Source organism: Andreprevotia lacus DSM 23236 (genome assembly GCF_900176275.1).
GTDB classification, from domain to species: domain Bacteria; phylum Pseudomonadota; class Gammaproteobacteria; order Burkholderiales; family Chitinibacteraceae; genus Andreprevotia; species Andreprevotia lacus.
In genome coordinates this window covers 69220-85974 of sequence record NZ_FWXD01000017.1, presented here as the reverse complement: position 1 = coordinate 85974, position 16755 = coordinate 69220, and the positions used below count along the sequence as shown (strand labels likewise).

General features: G+C 63.5%; 19 protein-coding genes. 4 read left to right on the top strand and 15 right to left on the bottom strand.

All coding sequences use genetic code 11. The annotated features are described in order from the left end of the window. Together B9A19_RS14595 and B9A19_RS14590 are read right to left on the bottom strand one after the other, a co-directional pair. A partial coding sequence (locus tag B9A19_RS14595) for a leucine zipper domain-containing protein (protein ID WP_139798860.1) occupies positions 1-223 on the bottom strand: 223 nt, incomplete at its 3' end. A gap of 236 nt (positions 224-459) precedes the next feature. Then, positions 460-1416 (bottom strand): GlxA family transcriptional regulator, encoded by a 957-nt coding sequence (locus tag B9A19_RS14590; RefSeq protein WP_084091540.1) that lies wholly within the window; start codon positions 1414-1416, stop codon positions 460-462. 72 nt (positions 1417-1488) lie between these two features. On the opposite strand from B9A19_RS14590, the gene B9A19_RS14585 reads away from it, so the two are divergent. Further along, positions 1489-2265, top strand: coding sequence for an MBL fold metallo-hydrolase (locus tag B9A19_RS14585; RefSeq protein WP_084091539.1), 777 nt, complete (start codon positions 1489-1491; stop codon positions 2263-2265). A gap of 291 nt (positions 2266-2556) precedes the next feature. On the opposite strand, the gene B9A19_RS14580 is transcribed toward B9A19_RS14585, so the two are convergent. The 10 genes from B9A19_RS14580 to B9A19_RS14535 all read right to left on the bottom strand — a co-directional run bounded on the left by B9A19_RS14580 (position 2557) and on the right by B9A19_RS14535 (position 10559). Continuing rightward, positions 2557-3114: a nucleotidyltransferase family protein gene (locus tag B9A19_RS14580; protein ID WP_084091538.1), complete on the bottom strand. Its 558-nt coding sequence runs from the start codon at positions 3112-3114 to the stop codon at positions 2557-2559. A gap of 22 nt (positions 3115-3136) precedes the next feature. Further along, positions 3137-4150, bottom strand: coding sequence for a nucleoid-associated protein (locus tag B9A19_RS14575; RefSeq protein WP_084091537.1), 1014 nt, complete (start codon positions 4148-4150; stop codon positions 3137-3139). Positions 4151-4220: 70 nt separating this feature from the next. Further along, positions 4221-4556, bottom strand: coding sequence for a YegP family protein (locus B9A19_RS14570; protein ID WP_084091536.1), 336 nt, complete (start codon positions 4554-4556; stop codon positions 4221-4223). Positions 4557-4668: 112 nt separating this feature from the next. After that, a complete protein-coding gene (locus tag B9A19_RS14565) occupies positions 4669-5151 on the bottom strand; it encodes a biotin/lipoyl-containing protein (protein ID WP_176216953.1) in 483 nt (160 codons plus the stop codon). Between the two features lie 4 nt (positions 5152-5155). After that, positions 5156-5623, bottom strand: coding sequence for a GNAT family N-acetyltransferase (locus B9A19_RS14560; protein ID WP_084091534.1), 468 nt, complete (start codon positions 5621-5623; stop codon positions 5156-5158). Between the two features lie 101 nt (positions 5624-5724). After that, a complete protein-coding gene (gene argH, locus B9A19_RS14555) occupies positions 5725-7113 on the bottom strand; it encodes an argininosuccinate lyase (RefSeq protein WP_084091533.1) in 1389 nt (462 codons plus the stop codon). A gap of 129 nt (positions 7114-7242) precedes the next feature. Beyond that, positions 7243-8628: a 4Fe-4S binding protein gene (locus B9A19_RS14550; RefSeq protein ID WP_176216952.1), complete on the bottom strand. Its 1386-nt coding sequence runs from the start codon at positions 8626-8628 to the stop codon at positions 7243-7245. A gap of 26 nt (positions 8629-8654) precedes the next feature. Continuing rightward, positions 8655-9470, bottom strand: coding sequence for an FTR1 family iron permease (locus B9A19_RS14545; protein WP_084091531.1), 816 nt, complete (start codon positions 9468-9470; stop codon positions 8655-8657). Between the two features lie 177 nt (positions 9471-9647). Next, positions 9648-9968: a cupredoxin domain-containing protein gene (locus B9A19_RS14540; protein ID WP_084091530.1), complete on the bottom strand. Its 321-nt coding sequence runs from the start codon at positions 9966-9968 to the stop codon at positions 9648-9650. Between the two features lie 60 nt (positions 9969-10028). Next, positions 10029-10559, bottom strand: a complete 531-nt coding sequence (locus B9A19_RS14535; protein WP_084091529.1) for an iron transporter — start codon at positions 10557-10559, stop codon at positions 10029-10031. Positions 10560-10866: 307 nt separating this feature from the next. Here B9A19_RS14535 and B9A19_RS14530 point away from each other — a divergent pair, with 307 nt between their 5' ends. Together B9A19_RS14530 and B9A19_RS14525 are read left to right on the top strand one after the other, a co-directional pair. Further along, entirely contained in the window at positions 10867-11526 is a 660-nt protein-coding gene (locus tag B9A19_RS14530) for an SPOR domain-containing protein (protein ID WP_084091548.1), read from the top strand. Between the two features lie 57 nt (positions 11527-11583). Beyond that, positions 11584-12240 (top strand): thiol:disulfide interchange protein DsbA/DsbL, encoded by a 657-nt coding sequence (locus B9A19_RS14525; protein WP_176216951.1) that lies wholly within the window; start codon positions 11584-11586, stop codon positions 12238-12240. Positions 12241-12316: 76 nt separating this feature from the next. On the opposite strand, the gene B9A19_RS14520 is transcribed toward B9A19_RS14525, so the two are convergent. The 3 genes from B9A19_RS14520 to B9A19_RS14510 all read right to left on the bottom strand — a co-directional run bounded on the left by B9A19_RS14520 (position 12317) and on the right by B9A19_RS14510 (position 15063). Beyond that, the gene (locus tag B9A19_RS14520; protein WP_084091527.1) at positions 12317-13039 is read right to left on the bottom strand and encodes a pseudouridine synthase; all 723 of its coding nucleotides are present in this window, start codon (positions 13037-13039) and stop codon (positions 12317-12319) included. A 41-nt stretch (positions 13040-13080) separates the two neighbouring features. Next, complete coding sequence (locus B9A19_RS14515) at positions 13081-14091, bottom strand: C45 family autoproteolytic acyltransferase/hydrolase (RefSeq protein WP_176216950.1); 1011 nt, start codon at positions 14089-14091, stop codon at positions 13081-13083. Positions 14092-14166: 75 nt separating this feature from the next. After that, positions 14167-15063 (bottom strand): LysR family transcriptional regulator, encoded by an 897-nt coding sequence (locus B9A19_RS14510; protein WP_084091525.1) that lies wholly within the window; start codon positions 15061-15063, stop codon positions 14167-14169. 87 nt (positions 15064-15150) lie between these two features. Here B9A19_RS14510 and B9A19_RS14505 point away from each other — a divergent pair, with 87 nt between their 5' ends. Beyond that, on the top strand, positions 15151-16653 hold the full coding sequence (locus B9A19_RS14505) for an MFS transporter (RefSeq protein WP_176216949.1): 1503 nt from the start codon (positions 15151-15153) through the stop codon (positions 16651-16653). Positions 16654-16755: the final 102 nt, after the last annotated feature.

Genomic DNA, 16755 nt, shown 5'->3' with positions numbered 1-16755 from the left:
TCTCGGGCGAAATGGTGCGTGGCGAACGGGCTGGGCGTGAGGATTTGTCGAGCAATGCGGGCGCGCCACCGGCCAGGTAGCGGGCCAGCCATTTGCGTGCGGTGACGGCACTGACGCCATGTGTGGCACCGGCTTGTTCCGCGGTGTGGCGCCGCTGGGTGATGTCTTGAACCATTTCAAGGCGACGAAGGTAGGTCAATCGGGCATTCTTATGGGTGTTCATCCGGATCGGGGCTCTGTAGTGACTGGGGGTTTGGCGATTTCCAGTCTCTCAAAATCTCACCGGGTGAACACCCGCAACAACCTATTGAACCTTCACAGCTAGCAACAAAACCCCAGCTGGCTGCGTTGCGCTCACTTGCCGTACGACTTGTACTGTCTGCGTTTCGCGCGCCTTGCCAGCACCGCTGCGCTGGGCTTTGTTGCCAGCCCTTAGGGACTCAAGCGTCTTGCGCCAGTTCACGCTTGATAGGCCCGCCGGTACTCGGCCGGCGTCATGCCGGACACCTGCCTGAACGCGCGGCGTAGACTGGTTTCATCGGCAAAGCCCAGTGCATCGGCAATGCGTACCAGCGGCAACGCGGTGTGCGCCAGTTGCTCTGCCACCTGATTGAGCTTTACCCGCCGCGCATACTCGCCTACCCCATCAGCACCGGCGGCAGCCGCCTTGCGCGCCAGGGTGCGCGGCGATACGGCCATTACCTCCGCCAGCCGGGCCACCGTCAACGCGCCGGCCGGGCAATCCTCGATGGCCAGCCTCAAGCGGCGCAGCCACGGGTCGGCAATGCCGATTAGCGCCAAGGCCTGAAACACCGATGCCACCGGCTGCGGGCGCGGCAACACCAATAGCCGCGCCAGATCACGCCACAGCTCGGGCGGCAGTTTTTGTTCCAGCATGCCGCTGACGATGGGCAGATAGCCATGCGCACCCGATGCACTGGCATTGTGCAGGTTGAACACACAGGTGCGCTGCCATTGCCAATCCACCTGCGGATGACGCTGCTGTTGCCACGGCGCCATCCACCACGTTGCCGTGGCCGCGTGGCCATCCAGCCGGCCCGACGCAGCGGCCAATGCCACACCGGTGCAATAGCTCCATAGCTGCACTGCGGTGGGCAGCGCCCGCAATGCTCGCAGCAAGGACTGCTGCTCGCTCAGCACCTGCTCTACCTCCGCGATGGATTCGGCCCACATGCCGGCCACCAGTACCGCCGCGCACCCGGCATCCGCCAGCGCCACGTCGGTCTGCAGGGTCACACCGTGTGCACAGGCCACTGGCCCGGCCTCCACGCCCAGCCAGCGCCAGCCAAACAGGCGGCGCCCGCTGCGCCGGTTGGCGGCCTGCAGCAAATCCACCGTGGCCAGCAGGCCGGCCGGCATGCAGCCCGGATACAGCAGCAGGCCGATTTCGAACATTGGCACGATATGCAATCCATATGGCAGATCAGGCCATGGTAGCCGGTGCGCCCGGCCGCCACAATGTGCCGCATGAACATCACCCAACTGCGCAATGCCACTGTCGTCGTGGCTTATGACGATTGCCGCATCCTGATCGACCCCATGCTGGCCGACCAGGGCGCGATTCCCCCCTTCAAGTGGTTGACCGGCCAGCGCCGCCGCAACCCCATCGTACCGTTGCCCGACGGCACGGCCGAGCATCTGGCCAGCGTGACGCATGCGCTGATCACCCACTGCCGCAAGGGCCATGTCGACCACCTGGACCGCGCCGGCACACGCTGGCTGCGCGAGCGCGGCATCCCGGTGCTATGCATGCCGGACGATGCCGACTTCCTGCGCAAGCGCGGGCTGAAGGTGCAGGTGCTGAATGCCGAGGGCGCCACACCGTTCCGCAACGGCCATATCACGCCCATCCCCTGCCTGCATGGTGAGGGCTGGATAGGCCGGCTGATGGTGCATGGCCATGGCTATTACATCGAGCAAGCCGGCGAACCCAGCCTGTATATCGCCGGCGATACGGTACTCACCGACGACATGCGCCGCTGCATCACCGAGCGCAAACCGGACGTGAGCATCGTGCCGGCCGGCGGCGCGGCCATGGATTTTGGCGCCGAGCTGATCATGGATGACGAACAGGTGCTGGCACTGGCCGCGCTGGGCAGCGGCGCCTTCATCGCCAACCATCTGGAAGCGCTGGATCACTGCCCGGTACCGCGCAGCGTGCTGCGGCAGCAGGCACGCGAGCAGGGGCTGGCGCAGCGCCTGCTGGTGCCGGATGACGGGCAGACGCTAAGCTTCGTACGCTGAGGTACGTGGCGAAAGCGGGGGGGGGCTTGATACCAGTTAATCCGCCGAAGACGGCCGAGAGGGCAAACAGGCGCTCAGCGCCTGTTATGTCCGCAAATACTTGACTTTCAAAGACCCGATTCGTGCCGCTGACGAGCACAGCGAGGCTCCCTCGCGGAGGCGAGGACGGGGGGAGTGGAATCAATCAGGGAGAGCCGCTGTTTCACCTTCAAAAATCGGTGAGCGCCTGGCGTTGCCGGGGGCTTGATACAGGTTAATCCGCCAAAGATGGCCGAGCGGGCAAACAGGCTCTCAGCGCACCACGCGCAGCAACGGCCAGCGCTGCAGCCAGCCCTTGTCGCGGATGCGCCGCTCGAAATCGTCGTGCTTGGGGCGCTTGTGGTTGAGCGTGATCTGCAGCAGCTGCAGCTTGTCGATACCGAAGGCGCCCAGCCAGCGCAGGCTGCCGTCGGCCTCCAGCCGCACGGCAACGGCATCTTCCTCGCTTACCCAGTACGACATCGCATCGACACTATCCCGGTAAGGCGCATCGTGATTGCGCAGGTGCATGCGCGCCTGGTTCTTCACCGACCAGTCGTACTGCGGTGCGCTGCGGGTGAGTGCAGCTTCGAGCACATGGTCACGCTCTGAACTGCAATCGGCAGCATCGAAGTAGATCAGGTCGATATCAGCCAGCGGCGTATTTTCGGCATGGCCGTGCAGCTTGTCCCAAGCCAGATTGCGCACAAAACCAGCGGCAATGCACCAGTCGGGCAATCCCAACGCGGCGGCATGCTGCAAGGCGGCCCAGCGGTGGGTATCGCTCCGCAACCAGCTCGCCAGCTGTGGCAAAAAAACGGCTTCGCTCATGGACTGCAGAACGCCGGGACTATCAACCATCGCCCAGCAAGGCTCGGCGCAAATCGTCAGGGATTTCGGTCAGCACCAGGGTGCCGTTTTCGCGGTTGTAGATCACCTGGCCGCTGCGCAGACTGCTGCGGTCGAATTCGATCTTCCAGTGCTCGGCACTGGCCTTGAAGTGGGTCAGCGGGCGGATCGCGCGCCGGTCGGGGATGAAGCCGCCGGACACGGCGCCCTCGTCCTCGCGCGCAAACTGGTTACGCAACTCAGCCGGGGCATCGGGCCAGGCGCGCTGTACCAGCACATCCAGGCTCACCGGCTCGCCATCGCTGCCGGCTTCATCCAGATAGCCGTGTGCGCGCTCGAACAAGGCATCGCGCGTGTCGTTGGGCAGTTGCTGACGCTCGGCAAACTGGGTGAGGCCCTGCACCAGCTTCTGGGTTTCCTTCAGCGCCAGCACCACATCGTTGCAGCCGAGGAAGAGCTTGAAGTAATGCGCCACATCGCCGCGCCCCTTGAGGAAGCTGATGTAACGCTCGGCGCCCCGCTGCCAGCCCTCCAGATCGATGCGGCCGGCCACGCGCACATTGCCCAGGTCCAGATGCACGCTGTCGATGATGTCCAGCCCCTCGGTAATGGCGGTGCCGACCGTTTCGGTGATCAGCGCCACCAGCAATACATCGCGCCCCATGGCATCGACACGCGCGATCAGTACATAGCCGCCGCTGGCCAGTTGCTCTTCGCCGGCACGCACCTGCAGATGCTGCATCATCAGCTGCGCCAAGGTGATGAAGTCGATGGATTGCTCGACCACGTGCTGGCGCACGAAGCGGGCCATGGGGAAGTTGTCTTCATCATCCTCGAAGCGGCCATAACCCTTGCCTGTGCGCTCGGCATAGCGCAAACACAGATGGTCGATCAGCCGCTGCGCCGCTGCGGAAACGCGCATTTCACCCGGGCGCAGCGCAATGGAGGCCGGGCCGTGCGGATCCTTGATCAATTGGTGGACGATCAGGTTGTGGACGGTGTGCTGTTGCGCTTCCATGCTGCATATCCGGGGTCAGTGGCAAAAAGAAAAAGGGCCCGGTCGGGCCCTCATGATGACGGCGTTGCACTCAGGCTGTTTCGTCAACCAGCGCGGCATCCGGCGCATTCTTCTGCACCGAGGCAATGCCCTTTTCAGCAGCAGCCTTGCCGCTGTAATACTCGCTGCGACCGATTTCCTGATGGTTGGCGGCCTTGAGGATGAAGTAGGGCTCGCCCTTGCTGTTTTCGCGAATCTCGAAGCGATTGATGTCCGGCGCGTTCTTGCGCACCGATTCAATGCCGTTCAGTGCGGAATCCTTGCTGCGATACAGCTCGCTGGTCAGGATGATCTCGCCGTTGCCGGCCTTCAGATTGAACATGTGCTGGCCATCCTTGGCCAGTTTGAGTACGAACTTGCCTGACATTCTCAATACTCCTGTTGAAGATGCACTGCCGTCGAAAACAAACTCATCTTACTTCAGCCACCCTAGGCCACACCATGCAACAGTGCCAAGCCGAACAGGCTTGTGCATCTGCTCACTGCGGGCCGGCCAGCCTGTTGCGCACATACCGCTCCACATCGGCCTGCTCGATCACGCCGCGAGCACCGGACTGCACCTGGCTCAGGTCAACACCCAGCCTGGCTGCCAGCGCTGCGGCATCGCGGCTGACCTGCAGCACGTCGCTACTGACAACGGCAGCAGGCACGCGTACCGACGGCAGCGCCGGCACCTCGCACGCGGCCGGCAAATCCAGCGGCAGCCAGCCGGTATCTGCTTCTTCGATTTCCATCATCAGCAGCAGCTCGCCGCTGCCCAGCATGTCACCCACGCCGACCAGCAAGGCCGACACGCTGCCGGCATCCGGCGCATGCACGATGGCTTCGCCGTCTTCCCAGCGCACGCTGGCCAGCCGCGCGTCGCGCGCGACCCAGTCACCGGTGGTGACATGGATTTCGATGACGTGGCCGGCGCCGTCAAATTCCGGCGCGCAGATCATGTGGGAAATCAGTTCGGGCATGACATCAGTTCGCGGCGCGCAGCATGTGGATGTGCGGGATGCCGTCCTCATCGTAAACATCCCCATTCTGCACAAAGCCATGCCGGCCGTAAAAGCCTGCCAGATGCGCCTGTGCGCCGATCTGGTGGGCCATGCCCGGGTAGAGCGCATCCGAATGGCGCAAGGCTTCGGCAATCAACTGATGACCTGCGCCAGTGCCCCGTGCGGCCGGTGCGATCACCACGCGGCCCAACGAGGGCTGCGCATACTTGAGGCCGGGTGGCACCAGCCGCAAGCAGGCCAGCACGCGTCCTTGCTCGTCATGGCCCAGCAGATGCCGCGCCTGCAGATCCAGATCATCCAGCTCGGGATACGGGCAGTTTTGCTCGACCACGAAAATATCGACGCGCAGCTTGAGATAGGCATACAAGGTGCGTGCATCGAAAGCGTCAAAGTCATACCACTGCCAGCGCAGCGCCGGAGTTACCGACATGCCAAAACTCCAAAACTCAACACGAAACGCCCAAAAGATAACCCCCTGCCGGGCAGGGGGTTATCGGGAACAACGCCAACACGCGGCTGTTGCGCCGGCGCTTACGCGGCCAGCAGGCCACGCCAGCGGGCAATCTGCGCGCGCACCTGGTTCGGTGCGGTGCCACCCACGTGGTCACGCGCGGCCAGGCTGCCCTCGGGGGTCAGCACGTTGACCACATCGGCATCGATCAGCGGCGAGAAGCTTTGCAGCTCGACCAGTTGCAGTTCGGACAGGTCGCGGCGCTTTTCTTCGGCATAGCGCACGGCCAGCGCGACGGCTTCGTGCGCATCGCGGAACGGCAGGCCCTTCTTCACCAGATAGTCGGCCAGATCGGTCGCGGTAGCGAAGCCTTGCTTCACCGCGCGCTCCATCGCTTCCGGCTTGACGGTGATGCCACGCATCATGTCGGCGTAAATGCGCAGTGTGTCGGACAGGGTATCCACCGTATCGAACAGCGGCTCCTTGTCTTCCTGGTTGTCCTTGTTGTACGCCAGCGGCTGCGACTTCATCAGGGTCAGCAGCGCGACCAGATGGCCATTGACGCGGCCGGTCTTGCCACGCACCAGCTCGGGCACATCCGGATTTTTCTTCTGCGGCATGATGGACGAGCCGGTACAGAAGCGGTCGGCAATGTCGATGAAGCCGAAGCGCGGGCTCATCCAGATGATGAGCTCTTCCGACAGGCGGCTGAGGTGCGTCATGGTCAGCGCGGCGGCAGCGGTGAATTCGATGGCGAAGTCACGATCACTGACGGCATCGAGCGAATTCTGCGTCACACTGTCAAAGCCCAGCAGTTGCGCGGTGTATTCGCGGTCGATCGGGTAAGTGGTGCCGGCCAGTGCGGCCGAACCCAGCGGCAGGCGGTTGATGCGCTTGCGGGCATCGATGAAGCGCTCGGCATCACGGCCCAGCATTTCTACATAAGCCAGCATGTGGTGGCCGAAAGTCACCGGCTGCGCCACCTGCAAATGGGTAAAGCCCGGCATGACGGTGGCGGCGTGTTGCTCGGCCAGATCGACCAGCGAGCGCTGCAGTTCGTGCACCAGACCGACGATGGCATCGGTGGCGCCGCGCAGATACAGGCGGATATCGGTGGCCACCTGATCGTTGCGCGAGCGGCCGGTGTGCAGGCGCTTGCCGGCATCGCCGATCTTGTCGGTCAGACGGCGCTCGACGTTCATGTGCACGTCTTCGAGGTCGATGCTCCATTCCAGCGTGCCGGCACGGATATCGGCCAGGATGTCGGCCATGCCGCCGCGAATGGCGGCGAGGTCGTCATCCGACAGCACGCCGGACTTGTTCAGCATGGCGGCATGCGCCAGCGAGCCTTGGATGTCGACTTCAGCCATACGCTTGTCGAAGGTAACCGAAGCGGTATAGCGCTTCACCAGCTCGGATACCGGTTCGTTGAAACGGCCTGACCAGGCTTTATTGGCTGCGTCGGACATCGCAAATCCTGTCTAGATATATTACAAAGCGGGAGATTATACGGCGCAACGCCGCGTCTGGCAGCACCAAGCCGGTGCCGCACTGCAGTGCATTGTGCACGCTGCAGTGCAGCATTGAAAATCGGGTGATTACCAGATGACGAAGAAATACACCCAGGCGGCGACGAACGGCAGCAGCCCGCCGGCCAGAACCAGCTGCGCAGCGGCGCTGCGGATGATGCCGGCACCGCGCTGTACCGACAGACGCCACACCAGCCGCAGCGACCAGGCCAATGCAAGTGCCAGCAGGCCAAAGCGCACGGTGTTGACCCAGTCGGTACCCATGCCCTCGTGCTTGAGCAAGGTGATGGTGGTGGCGGTCAGGCCGAGGAACACACCACAGCCCGCCGCCGGAATGAAGCCCAGCGCCAGCTTGTTGAGGCTGCCGGCGCTGCGCTGCGGCAGCGCACGGTCGGCCAGCCACAGCGCCAGCCACAGCCCGCCACCCACCACGACGGCGCCGGCGGCAATAAAGGCCAGGATGAGCGCGCCATCCAGCCAGCTGAAGCTGTCGCCTACTTCGGGGTAATGGGTGAGCATCCACCACGGCGCGTTGTCGGCCAGCGGCCACATGATGTCGCGGTCGATCAGCCAGCTGGCAATGTCCTGCTTGAGCGCCACCAGCCACGGACTGCTGCTCCACAGAAAGGCACCGGTAGCGAGGCCCATCATGCCGAACACGATCAATGCCGTCTGCCAGCCATCACCCTTCTCGACCTTGACCACTTCTTCTTCGGGCGAGCGCGCCACCAGCTCGATGGCATCGCGATGGCCGCTGCAGCGGCCGCACATATGGCACGCACCGGCGCCCTGCATGTGGCGCAATGGCACCAGCGGCGCACAGTTGATCGGGATCACCTTCTTGCCGTGCGAGGCACGCCACGCATCTTCATCAACCTTGAAACGCCACGGCGCCAGCTTGGCCAGCAAGTTGAACACACCGTTCACCGGGCACATGTAGCGGCACCAGATGCGCTTTTCGCGGCCATACAAATAACCGATCGCCATGGCACCAACGGTCGAGCCGCCCAGCACCAGCAATACCGCCAGCGGATACTGGTATACGCTGACCAGCTGGCCATAGATGGTGGTCAGCGCAAACGCGACAAAGGGCCAGCCGCCCCAGCGTATCCACTTGGGAATCGGTTTGTTGATGCCGCGCTCGCTGGCCCATTCGGTCAGCATGCCTTCGGGGCACAGCCAACCGCACCAGGCGCGGCCCAACAGCGGCATGGACACCAGCACGAAAGGCCACCAGATGCCCCAGAAGGCAAACTGCGCCACCACGGTGAGATTATTGAAGACGTGCGCTTTTTCATCCGGCAGCGGCAAACACGCCGGCACGATCAGCAGGAAGGCATACACCAGCACGATCAGCCACTGCAGATTGCGCAGCGCGCGCTTGTGGCGTTGCAGGAAATGCCCAAAGGCAGCCACGCGGCTGCCCATGGAATTCACGGCTTGAAAGGTTGTCATCGGCTAATTTAACGCAGGGCGGGCGTTCAGGCTGACCGGCTGGCGCGGCGCAGCAGGACGGAGGTACTGATCCAGTAGCTTACCCACACCAGCAGCACCAACAGCGCCGGTTGTGCACGGTAACCGGCAAAGTCGGCCAGCAGCTTGCCCAAGCCATGACTGTCATCCAGCAGGCCGGCACTGTTCCACAGCGGGTCAACGATGCCCGGCAGCGCGCCGACCGACACCAGCTTTTCCAGCCCGCTGACCAGCAGCGCACCGGCCAGCAACAGCAGCAGCACCTCGGTAATGCGGAAGAAACGGCGCCAGGTAATCAGCTTGCCGCCCAGTTGCAGCAGCCAGAACGTGGCAAATGCGGCAATCAGGCCAACCGCACCGGCCAGCGCGAACGGCGCGATCTGCGCGCTGTCTGCCGCGGCGATCGTGCCGTACAGGAACACCACGGTTTCGCTGCCCTCGCGCGCCACGGCGATCATCACCAGCACCAAGAGGCCCCACCAGTTGGAGCGCTCGACATTGTCGGCCAGCCCGGACTCCAGCTCGCGCTTGAGCGTGCGGCCGTGCTTGCGCATCCAGTACACCATCTGCACCACCAGCGCCGACGCGACCAGCGCCATGCCGGACTGGAAGTATTGCTGCCCGTCATCATCGAGGAAGGTGGCCACGCCGAGAATCACCAGCGCCAGCAGGCCCGACAGGGCCAGGCCGGCAGCCACGCCACCCCACAGAAAGCGCAAGCCGCGCTGGCCGGCCGGGTTGGCCCTGAGCCAGGCATACAGAATGCCGACCACCAGCAATGCTTCGACGCTTTCGCGCCAGACGATAAACAGAACCTGATCCATGACGGGCTACCTCGCCTGGGCATGCACCAGTGGCGCACGCCGCATTTCAATTACCCAAGAGCTGCTGACAAAGTCCTGCCGGCCACATTGCCTGCACTTGCGGCATGGCTTGCACCGCTTGCGTGCCTTGCCAGCATCGCAGCACCGGCTTGTGCCGGCAGCTCCAAAACTGATTGCTTACTTGATCACCAGCACGCCCTTGGCCTGCGGGTGAAAATCATCGAAATACACGTGTTCGGCCGGGCTGGTCGGGTTGACCACCACGAACGAGGTCACGCCGGGGCCAAGCACTTTTTCCTTGCGCAGCGAGATGCTTTCGAACTCGGCCGGCGATTTGCCGGCATTGGTGATTTCGAGCTTGAAGCGCTTGCCTGCAGGCGCTTCAAGACGCGCGGGCGAAATGGTGCCGTCCTTGATGGTGATCTTGAACGTGGGCAGGTCTTCGGCGTGGGCCAGACCAGCAAGGGCAAGGGCCGCAATGGCCATCCAGTGACGCATGCTTGAACTCCAGAGCGCAAAACACAACAAGGACGCTGCCATGCAGCGCCCGATCAAGGCTTAGTAACCGCCCTTCTTGCCAGTGCCGGCATAGGTGAACTCATAGTTCAGCTCGAACGGCTTGAACCATGCCGCCACGCCGGTTTCCTTGTCCACATGGCGGCCAAAGTGCGCGCCCGGATTTTCAGACGGTGCGAGGACGGTGTACTTGAGCTTGTACTTGCCCGGGCCTTCCAGCTTCACGTTGTCACCGTAGTGCGGGCCGTCGCTGGCAACCATGGGCATGAAATCACCCTTGATCACGTTCTTGCTGCCTACCTTCTGGATTTCGTACTTGATCAGCAGGTAGGGCACCCATTCACCCTCGGCAAAGCCGTTCGGGTTGCCCTTGACCGCGTGGATGTCGGCTTCCAGGTGCACGTCGGATTTTTCGACCGGATTCATCATGCCTTCCGGCTCCATCTTGATCGGCTGCAGATAAACCGCGCCGATTTCCATGCCGGCCTTGATGGCCGGTTTACCGATGGGGTATTCGGCCGCTTGGGCGAGGCCGGCCAGAGCAAGCAAAGCAACAACGACGGTCTTTTTCATATCCGACTCCCGGTTCGGGGCATGCGCGCCCGGTGTTGTTAATTGAGATCAATTCGCATTCTACTCTGTAAGCGGAGCGAGAACCATGCCCGACAGCGGAAATTGTTACGGTTTATGCGCCGCTTTTCTCCAACCACGCCCGCCGCACGTATAATCCGCCGAACTGCTGTCGGCACCGCCGACGAACGGGTGGAAAACACCCCGCCCCCTGCAGTAGCCAGAACACCCCCGCATTGCCCGAACAGGCATGGGTAAGACTAGATAGTGCGGCGCAAGCGCCCGGAGAAAATAGCAAATGGCCCGCGACATGAAAAAACCGCGCACAACCGGAGCCAGCCGCGCCAAGGGCGGCGGCAGCTCGATGCTGACCGGCCTGTTCATCGGCCTGATGGTCGGTGTGGCTATCGCCGTGGCTGTCGCTTTCTTCCTCAATCGCGGCACCAACCCGTTCCAGAGCAAGGGCAACGGGCAGGATACGCCGCCCGATGCCATCGGCTCGGCGCCAGCCACCAGCACCGACAAGGGCCCGGAAATCCTGCGCCCCAACGGCGTGAGCAAGGATGAGCCTCTTGCCACCCAGGCGCCGAAAGTGGCCAGTGCTGCCAGCGCGGCCAGTGGCGTGGCACTCGACTTCTATAAGGTGCTGCCGCAGTTGAACGACAGCAGCGACAAAGGCGACAAGGCTGACACCAGAAAGCCCGAGCCGACCCAGCCGGCCAAGGCAGAAGCCCCCAAGGGCGCGTATCTGCAGGTGGGCGCGTTCCAGAACGAGCAGGATGCCGACAACCTCAAAGCCAAGCTGGCCCTGATGGGCGTGGAAGCGAATATCCAGAGTACCGACCTGGGCGACAAGGGCATCTGGCACCGCGTGCGTGTCGGCCCGTTCACCAGTCTGTCCGAACTGGACAAGACACGTGGCTTACTCAAGAGCAACAACGTGGATAGTACCGTCGTCAAAGGGAACTGATCGGCCGCTGGCCGATCCATGACATACATTTCAACAGAGATTCAACGAGGAGCACCCATGTTCAAACGCTGGTTGGCCGCTGCCGGTCTCATCGCCGCCTTCATTGCAGGCGGCGCCCATGCCGAAGTCCGCGAAGGTACTGACTACACCAAGCTGACCGCGCCACAGCCGGTGGCGCAGGCAGGCAAGCTCGAAGTGATCGAATTCTTCTGGTACGGCTGCCCGCACTGCTTCCGCCTGGAGCCCGCCGTCGAGGAATGGGCAGCCAAGCTGCCCAAGGACGTGAACTTCCGCCGTGTACATGTGTACTGGCCGGGCCGCAACGATATCGAGGCGCACGCCAAGATTTTCCTGGCGCTGCAAAACATGGGCGTGGAAGGCAAGTATCAGCAAGCCGTGTTCAACGCCATCCAGAAAGATGGCCTGGAACTGCGCCGTGACGACACGTTGTTTGACTGGGCCAAGAAGCAGGGTATCGATGTGGCCAAGTTCAAGGCCAACTACAATACCTTCTCGACCGCCCAGCAGCTGAAGCAGCTGGACGACATGGGCCGTACCTACGCCATCGAAGGCGTGCCGACGCTGATCATCAACGGCAAATACAAGGTCTCCGGCCGTGAAGACGCGGGTGCGCTGGACGTAGTGAACGAGCTGCTGGCCAAGGAGCGCGCTGCTGCCAAGCCGGCTGCTGCGGCGACCAAGAAAAAGAAGTAAGCACTGCCAACCGTTGGTACACATGAAAAACGGGGCTGACGCCCCGTTTTTTTATTGCCCGCGAACCAGCGGTGCATCAATCCTCGCGGTTCAGCACCGCCAGTTGTTCCGCATCCAGATAGCACCATTCCCCCTCGGCCAGCCCGAGCGCGTCCAGCGTCAGCCCGCCGATCTGCACGCGCGCCAGCGCTGCACAATGGTTGCCGGCCGCAGCCAGCATGCGCTTGACCTGATGATATTTGCCCTGATCGATAACGATCTCGACATGCAGCGGGTCGATCAGCCGTGCCACCTGCGCCGCCAGCGGCGCAGGTTCGTCGTGCAGCTGCACACCGGCCAGCAATTGATCGGTCAGGCTGCTGTCGGCCGGCTGTGCCAGGGTGGCGACATAGACCTTGGGTTGATGATGCTTGGGGTGGCTTTGCGCGTGGATGAAGGCGCCGTCGTCCGACAGCAACAGCAAGCCGGTGGTGTCGTGGTCCAGCCGGCCCACTGGCTGCACTTCGCGCCAGGTGAATTGCTCGGGCAGCAGCGTATGCACACCGGGGTGGTGCGACGGCTTGCGCGAGCATTCGTAGTTGGCCGGCTTGTTCAGCGCAATGTAGAGGTGCTCGCGGTACAGCCATTCTTCATCGAACACGCTGAACACCAGCCCGGCCGGGTCGAACTCGGCCTTGGGCTTGGTGATGACTGCGCCAGCCACGCTGACGTCGCCCTCTTCTATCATCAGCTGACAGCCCTTGCGGGTGCCAAAGCCTTGATTCTGCAGGATGCGGTATAGGGGTAGTTTCTTGCTCATGCCGGCACTTTACCGCGCCGGCGGGGCGAGATACAGCGCTGTCAGCGCAACGGCCCGGCCGCCAGCCACGGATTGCGGCATGGCGCGCCCAGGCAATAGCTGATTTCACCCGTGGCCGGCTGGGCAACTGCGCTCCAGAACGTCGCCAGACCATCCTGGTGGCCGCACAGCGGCGCGTCGTGCCCGGCCAGCAATGCCCGCAGCTGCGCGACGGTCTCCTCCGCCCCTTGGGCCGGCTGCAGCGCGCCCAGCGCATCGAAGCGCGCCTCTGAGTTAGGCCAGGGCGGGCACAGCGGCTGCATGGCCGGGTGCAGATAATGATTGGTCACGCGCAGCAGCCCGCTGTCGTCCAGCTCGCGCACCGCGCGCCGGCTGGTGTGCGCCTCGACCACGCAGGCGTCACCAGCATCAACCAGCAGATAGCTCTTGGCCTCCTTGATGGGCAGCTCCAGCAACGCTGCGCGGGCTTCGGCCATCGACCGGCAACGCTCCAGCAGATAGCGCACCACATGGTGGAAAGTCAGCCCCACCGGCGCCGGGTCGGCATGCTCGCCCGCGCCGTTGAACGACACGAACAGACCATGCTCATTCATGCCGTCAAAGCGGCCACCGGCCAGGCCGTCATGCATGCCGACGTGGGCGTAACGACCTGCCGGGCGGGTGGTCAGCAAATGACGGCGGTTTTCAAAGTAGAAGAAATCGTAGTTGCGCCCGACCACCATGCCGTCGCGCGTGCGCACCGCCACCGCGCTGCAGCCACCGGTTACGCCCAGCGAGTAATGCCACAGCATGTCGTCACGCGCGACATGGGCCGCATCGGCATAGGCGTCGATTTCCTCAACCAGCTGCGGATAGAGTTCGGCGGTCAGCGCCCGGCAGGCGCGCGCATAGTCGCGCTGCGGCGTACTCCAGCCTGCCTGCTGAAATTGCAGAGGTGGCGCCAGCGGTGCCGCAATGGCTGCCAGCGTTGCCGCCATTTCATCAGGCGTACCGGCAATGGCATAGCGCTGGTAATCGGCAGCCTGCTCTTCGGCCAGGTTGTGTGGGTCCATGTTTGCTCCGGCAGGGATAGACTCACCGAGCATGCCCGCAGTCGCTTGTCCGATTTTGCGCTTTTCGCACTGCCGTCATTCAGGCGGGCGCAACCAATGCTCCAGCGCGTCCATGAACACACGTGTCTTGGCCGGGGTCAGCCGCCGCGCCGGCATGAAGGCATAGACGCGCAGCGGGTCGGGTTGCCAGTGCGGCAACACCTGCACCAGCTGGCGCGGCTTTACCTGGCTGTCGTAATAGGTTTGCGCAATCATGCTCGCCCCCAGTCCCGCCAGCGTGGCTTGCAGGCGCAGGCCGGCATTGGGCGAGCGCAGCCGCGGCGCCAGCGCCAGTGCGGCGCGGTTGCCGGCAGCATCCTCAAACTGCCATTCGGTTTCATGCGGGTTGGCAATGGTCGGCCATTCGGCCAGCGCCGCAATGTCGGCCGGCTGGCCGTAGCGACGCAGCAGCGACGGTGCGGCATACAAGCCACGCGCCACACTGAACACGCGCTTGGCCACGCGACTGGAATCCGGCAATGGCTGGGCGGTGACGGCAAAGGTGATGTCGTAGCCGGCCGACAGCGGATCAACCGGACCGCTACTCACGTCCACATCGATGCTCAGCCCGGCATGCTGCGCCATCAGCGCGCAGACCGCCTCGCCCAGCTGCAGCATGCCGAACTCGTACGGCGCGGCGATGCGCAGCAGTCCGCGCGGCGTATCACCCTGCGCGGTCACGCCGTCGGCCACGTCATCCAGCTGGGCAAACAGCGGCGCGATATCGTCCAGCAGTGCCTGCCCCTGCTCGGTCAGCCGCAAGGTGCGCGTGCTGCGCTCCAGCAGGCGCTGGCCCAGTTTCTTTTCCAGCCGCGCCACCGCCAGGCTGGTCGACGACTTGGGCAGCTCCAGCCGCGCCGCAGCACGGGTAAAACTGCCCAGCTGCGCCACCGTGGCAAAGACATACCAGTCATTCCAGTCGTTTGTTCGCATGGATGAACAATCATTCCACAAAGCGGCATTTATCCAGCCATGAATACAATATAGCGTGCATGGATGAATACTGCGATCTCTGCCCCCATGCTTGCCAGACACCCGGAAATGGGGCGCATCCGGGTTTATCTGTTTGGTCTGGTTGCCGGGCTGGTCACCGGCATCGATTTCATTGCCGCCGCGATGATAGGCATTGCCGGCAGCCATATCCGGGGCGGCGTGCATGCCTCGCCCGAGGAATACCTGTGGGCCATCAGCGCCTATGCCGCATCGGCCATCGTCGCCAATCTGGTGATCGGCCGGCTGGCGCAGCGCATCAGCTACCGCAGCTACACCTTGCTGTCTTTGGCTGTTTTCGTGGCTGGCTCGCTGGCCTGTGCGATGTCGGACAATATCTCTCAGCTGGTGCTGGCGCGCGTGCTGCAGGGGCTGGGCGGTGGCGGCTTGTTCACCGCGGCACGCGTGATCGTGCAGGTGGTCAGCCAGCCCAAAGAACGGCTGGCGCTGTTCTGGGGCTTTGGCATCGGCGCCAACGGCATGATGGCCGTCGCGCCGTGGATTTCGGCCGAGCTGGTGATGCGCGAGGGCTGGAGCAGCGTGTTCCTGCTGCAGGCCGGCGCGGCAGCGCTGCTGCTGCCACTGGTGTGGCTGCTTTACCCGCGCCGCACGCATGCACCGGGCGAGCGCGCCGTCGGCCATCTGGACTGGCCGGCCGTGCTGGCCATGGGATTGGGTGCGCTGCTGTTGCTGCATGGTCTGCAAGACCTGCGCTATCTGCGCCCCGGCGGCGTGGCCGGGCTGGTGCCGTGGATGCTGGCCGGCGCCGCCATTGTTGCCTTCATCGCCGCGCGACTGCACCGCCACCCCGACCCGTGGCTGGACGTGCGCCGGCTGGGCAGCCGCCGCTATCTGGCCGGGCTGGGCTTTTACGGCCTGTTCTATCTGATCAATGGCTGCTGGAGCTTTCTGCTGTCGTCCTTCCTGCAGGACGGGCTGGGCTATGACTTTGCTACCACCGGCCTGCTGCTGACCCTGGGCGGGCTGGCCACCGTGTGCTGCACCGTGATCCACACCTGGCAGTTTCCGCGCGTGTTCGGCAAACGGCGCGTGATTGCCGCCGGCTTTGCCGTTCTGGTGCTGGTCTGCCTGTGGCTGGCGCATGCCGCCATGCCGGGCGCTTCAACGCAGGTCATCGTGCCGGCCATCCTGTTGCAGGGCACCACCTTCGTACTCATCATGGTGCAGGTGGCCAGCATGACCTATCTGGACTTTGACGAAGCCGACTTCGCCCATGCCTATCAGCTGAAAAACATCATGCGCGAGGTGGCCAGCGCGCTGGGCCTGGGCATGACCAGCCTGCTGCTGCAGGACGTACGCGCCGAGGCACGCACCGATCTGGTCAGCCGCTTCGACCATGCCACGCTGGACGCCTTCCAGCCCGGTGGCATCAGCACCGCCACGCTGGCGCAATGGTCGGCAGAAATCGACCGGCAGGCCTCACTGATCGCCAGCGATCATGTGTTTGTCGGGCTGGCGGTGCTTGCTGCAATTGCCGGCACGGTCGCGTTGCTGCAGCGCGCACTGCGCTGATTCCCCTCCGGGCGCCGTTCAGGCGCCCAACTGCCTTCTACACCCCCATCGGCAACACGACGAACGGTCGAAAAAAGCAGTTGCAAAAAAATAGTTAAAAAA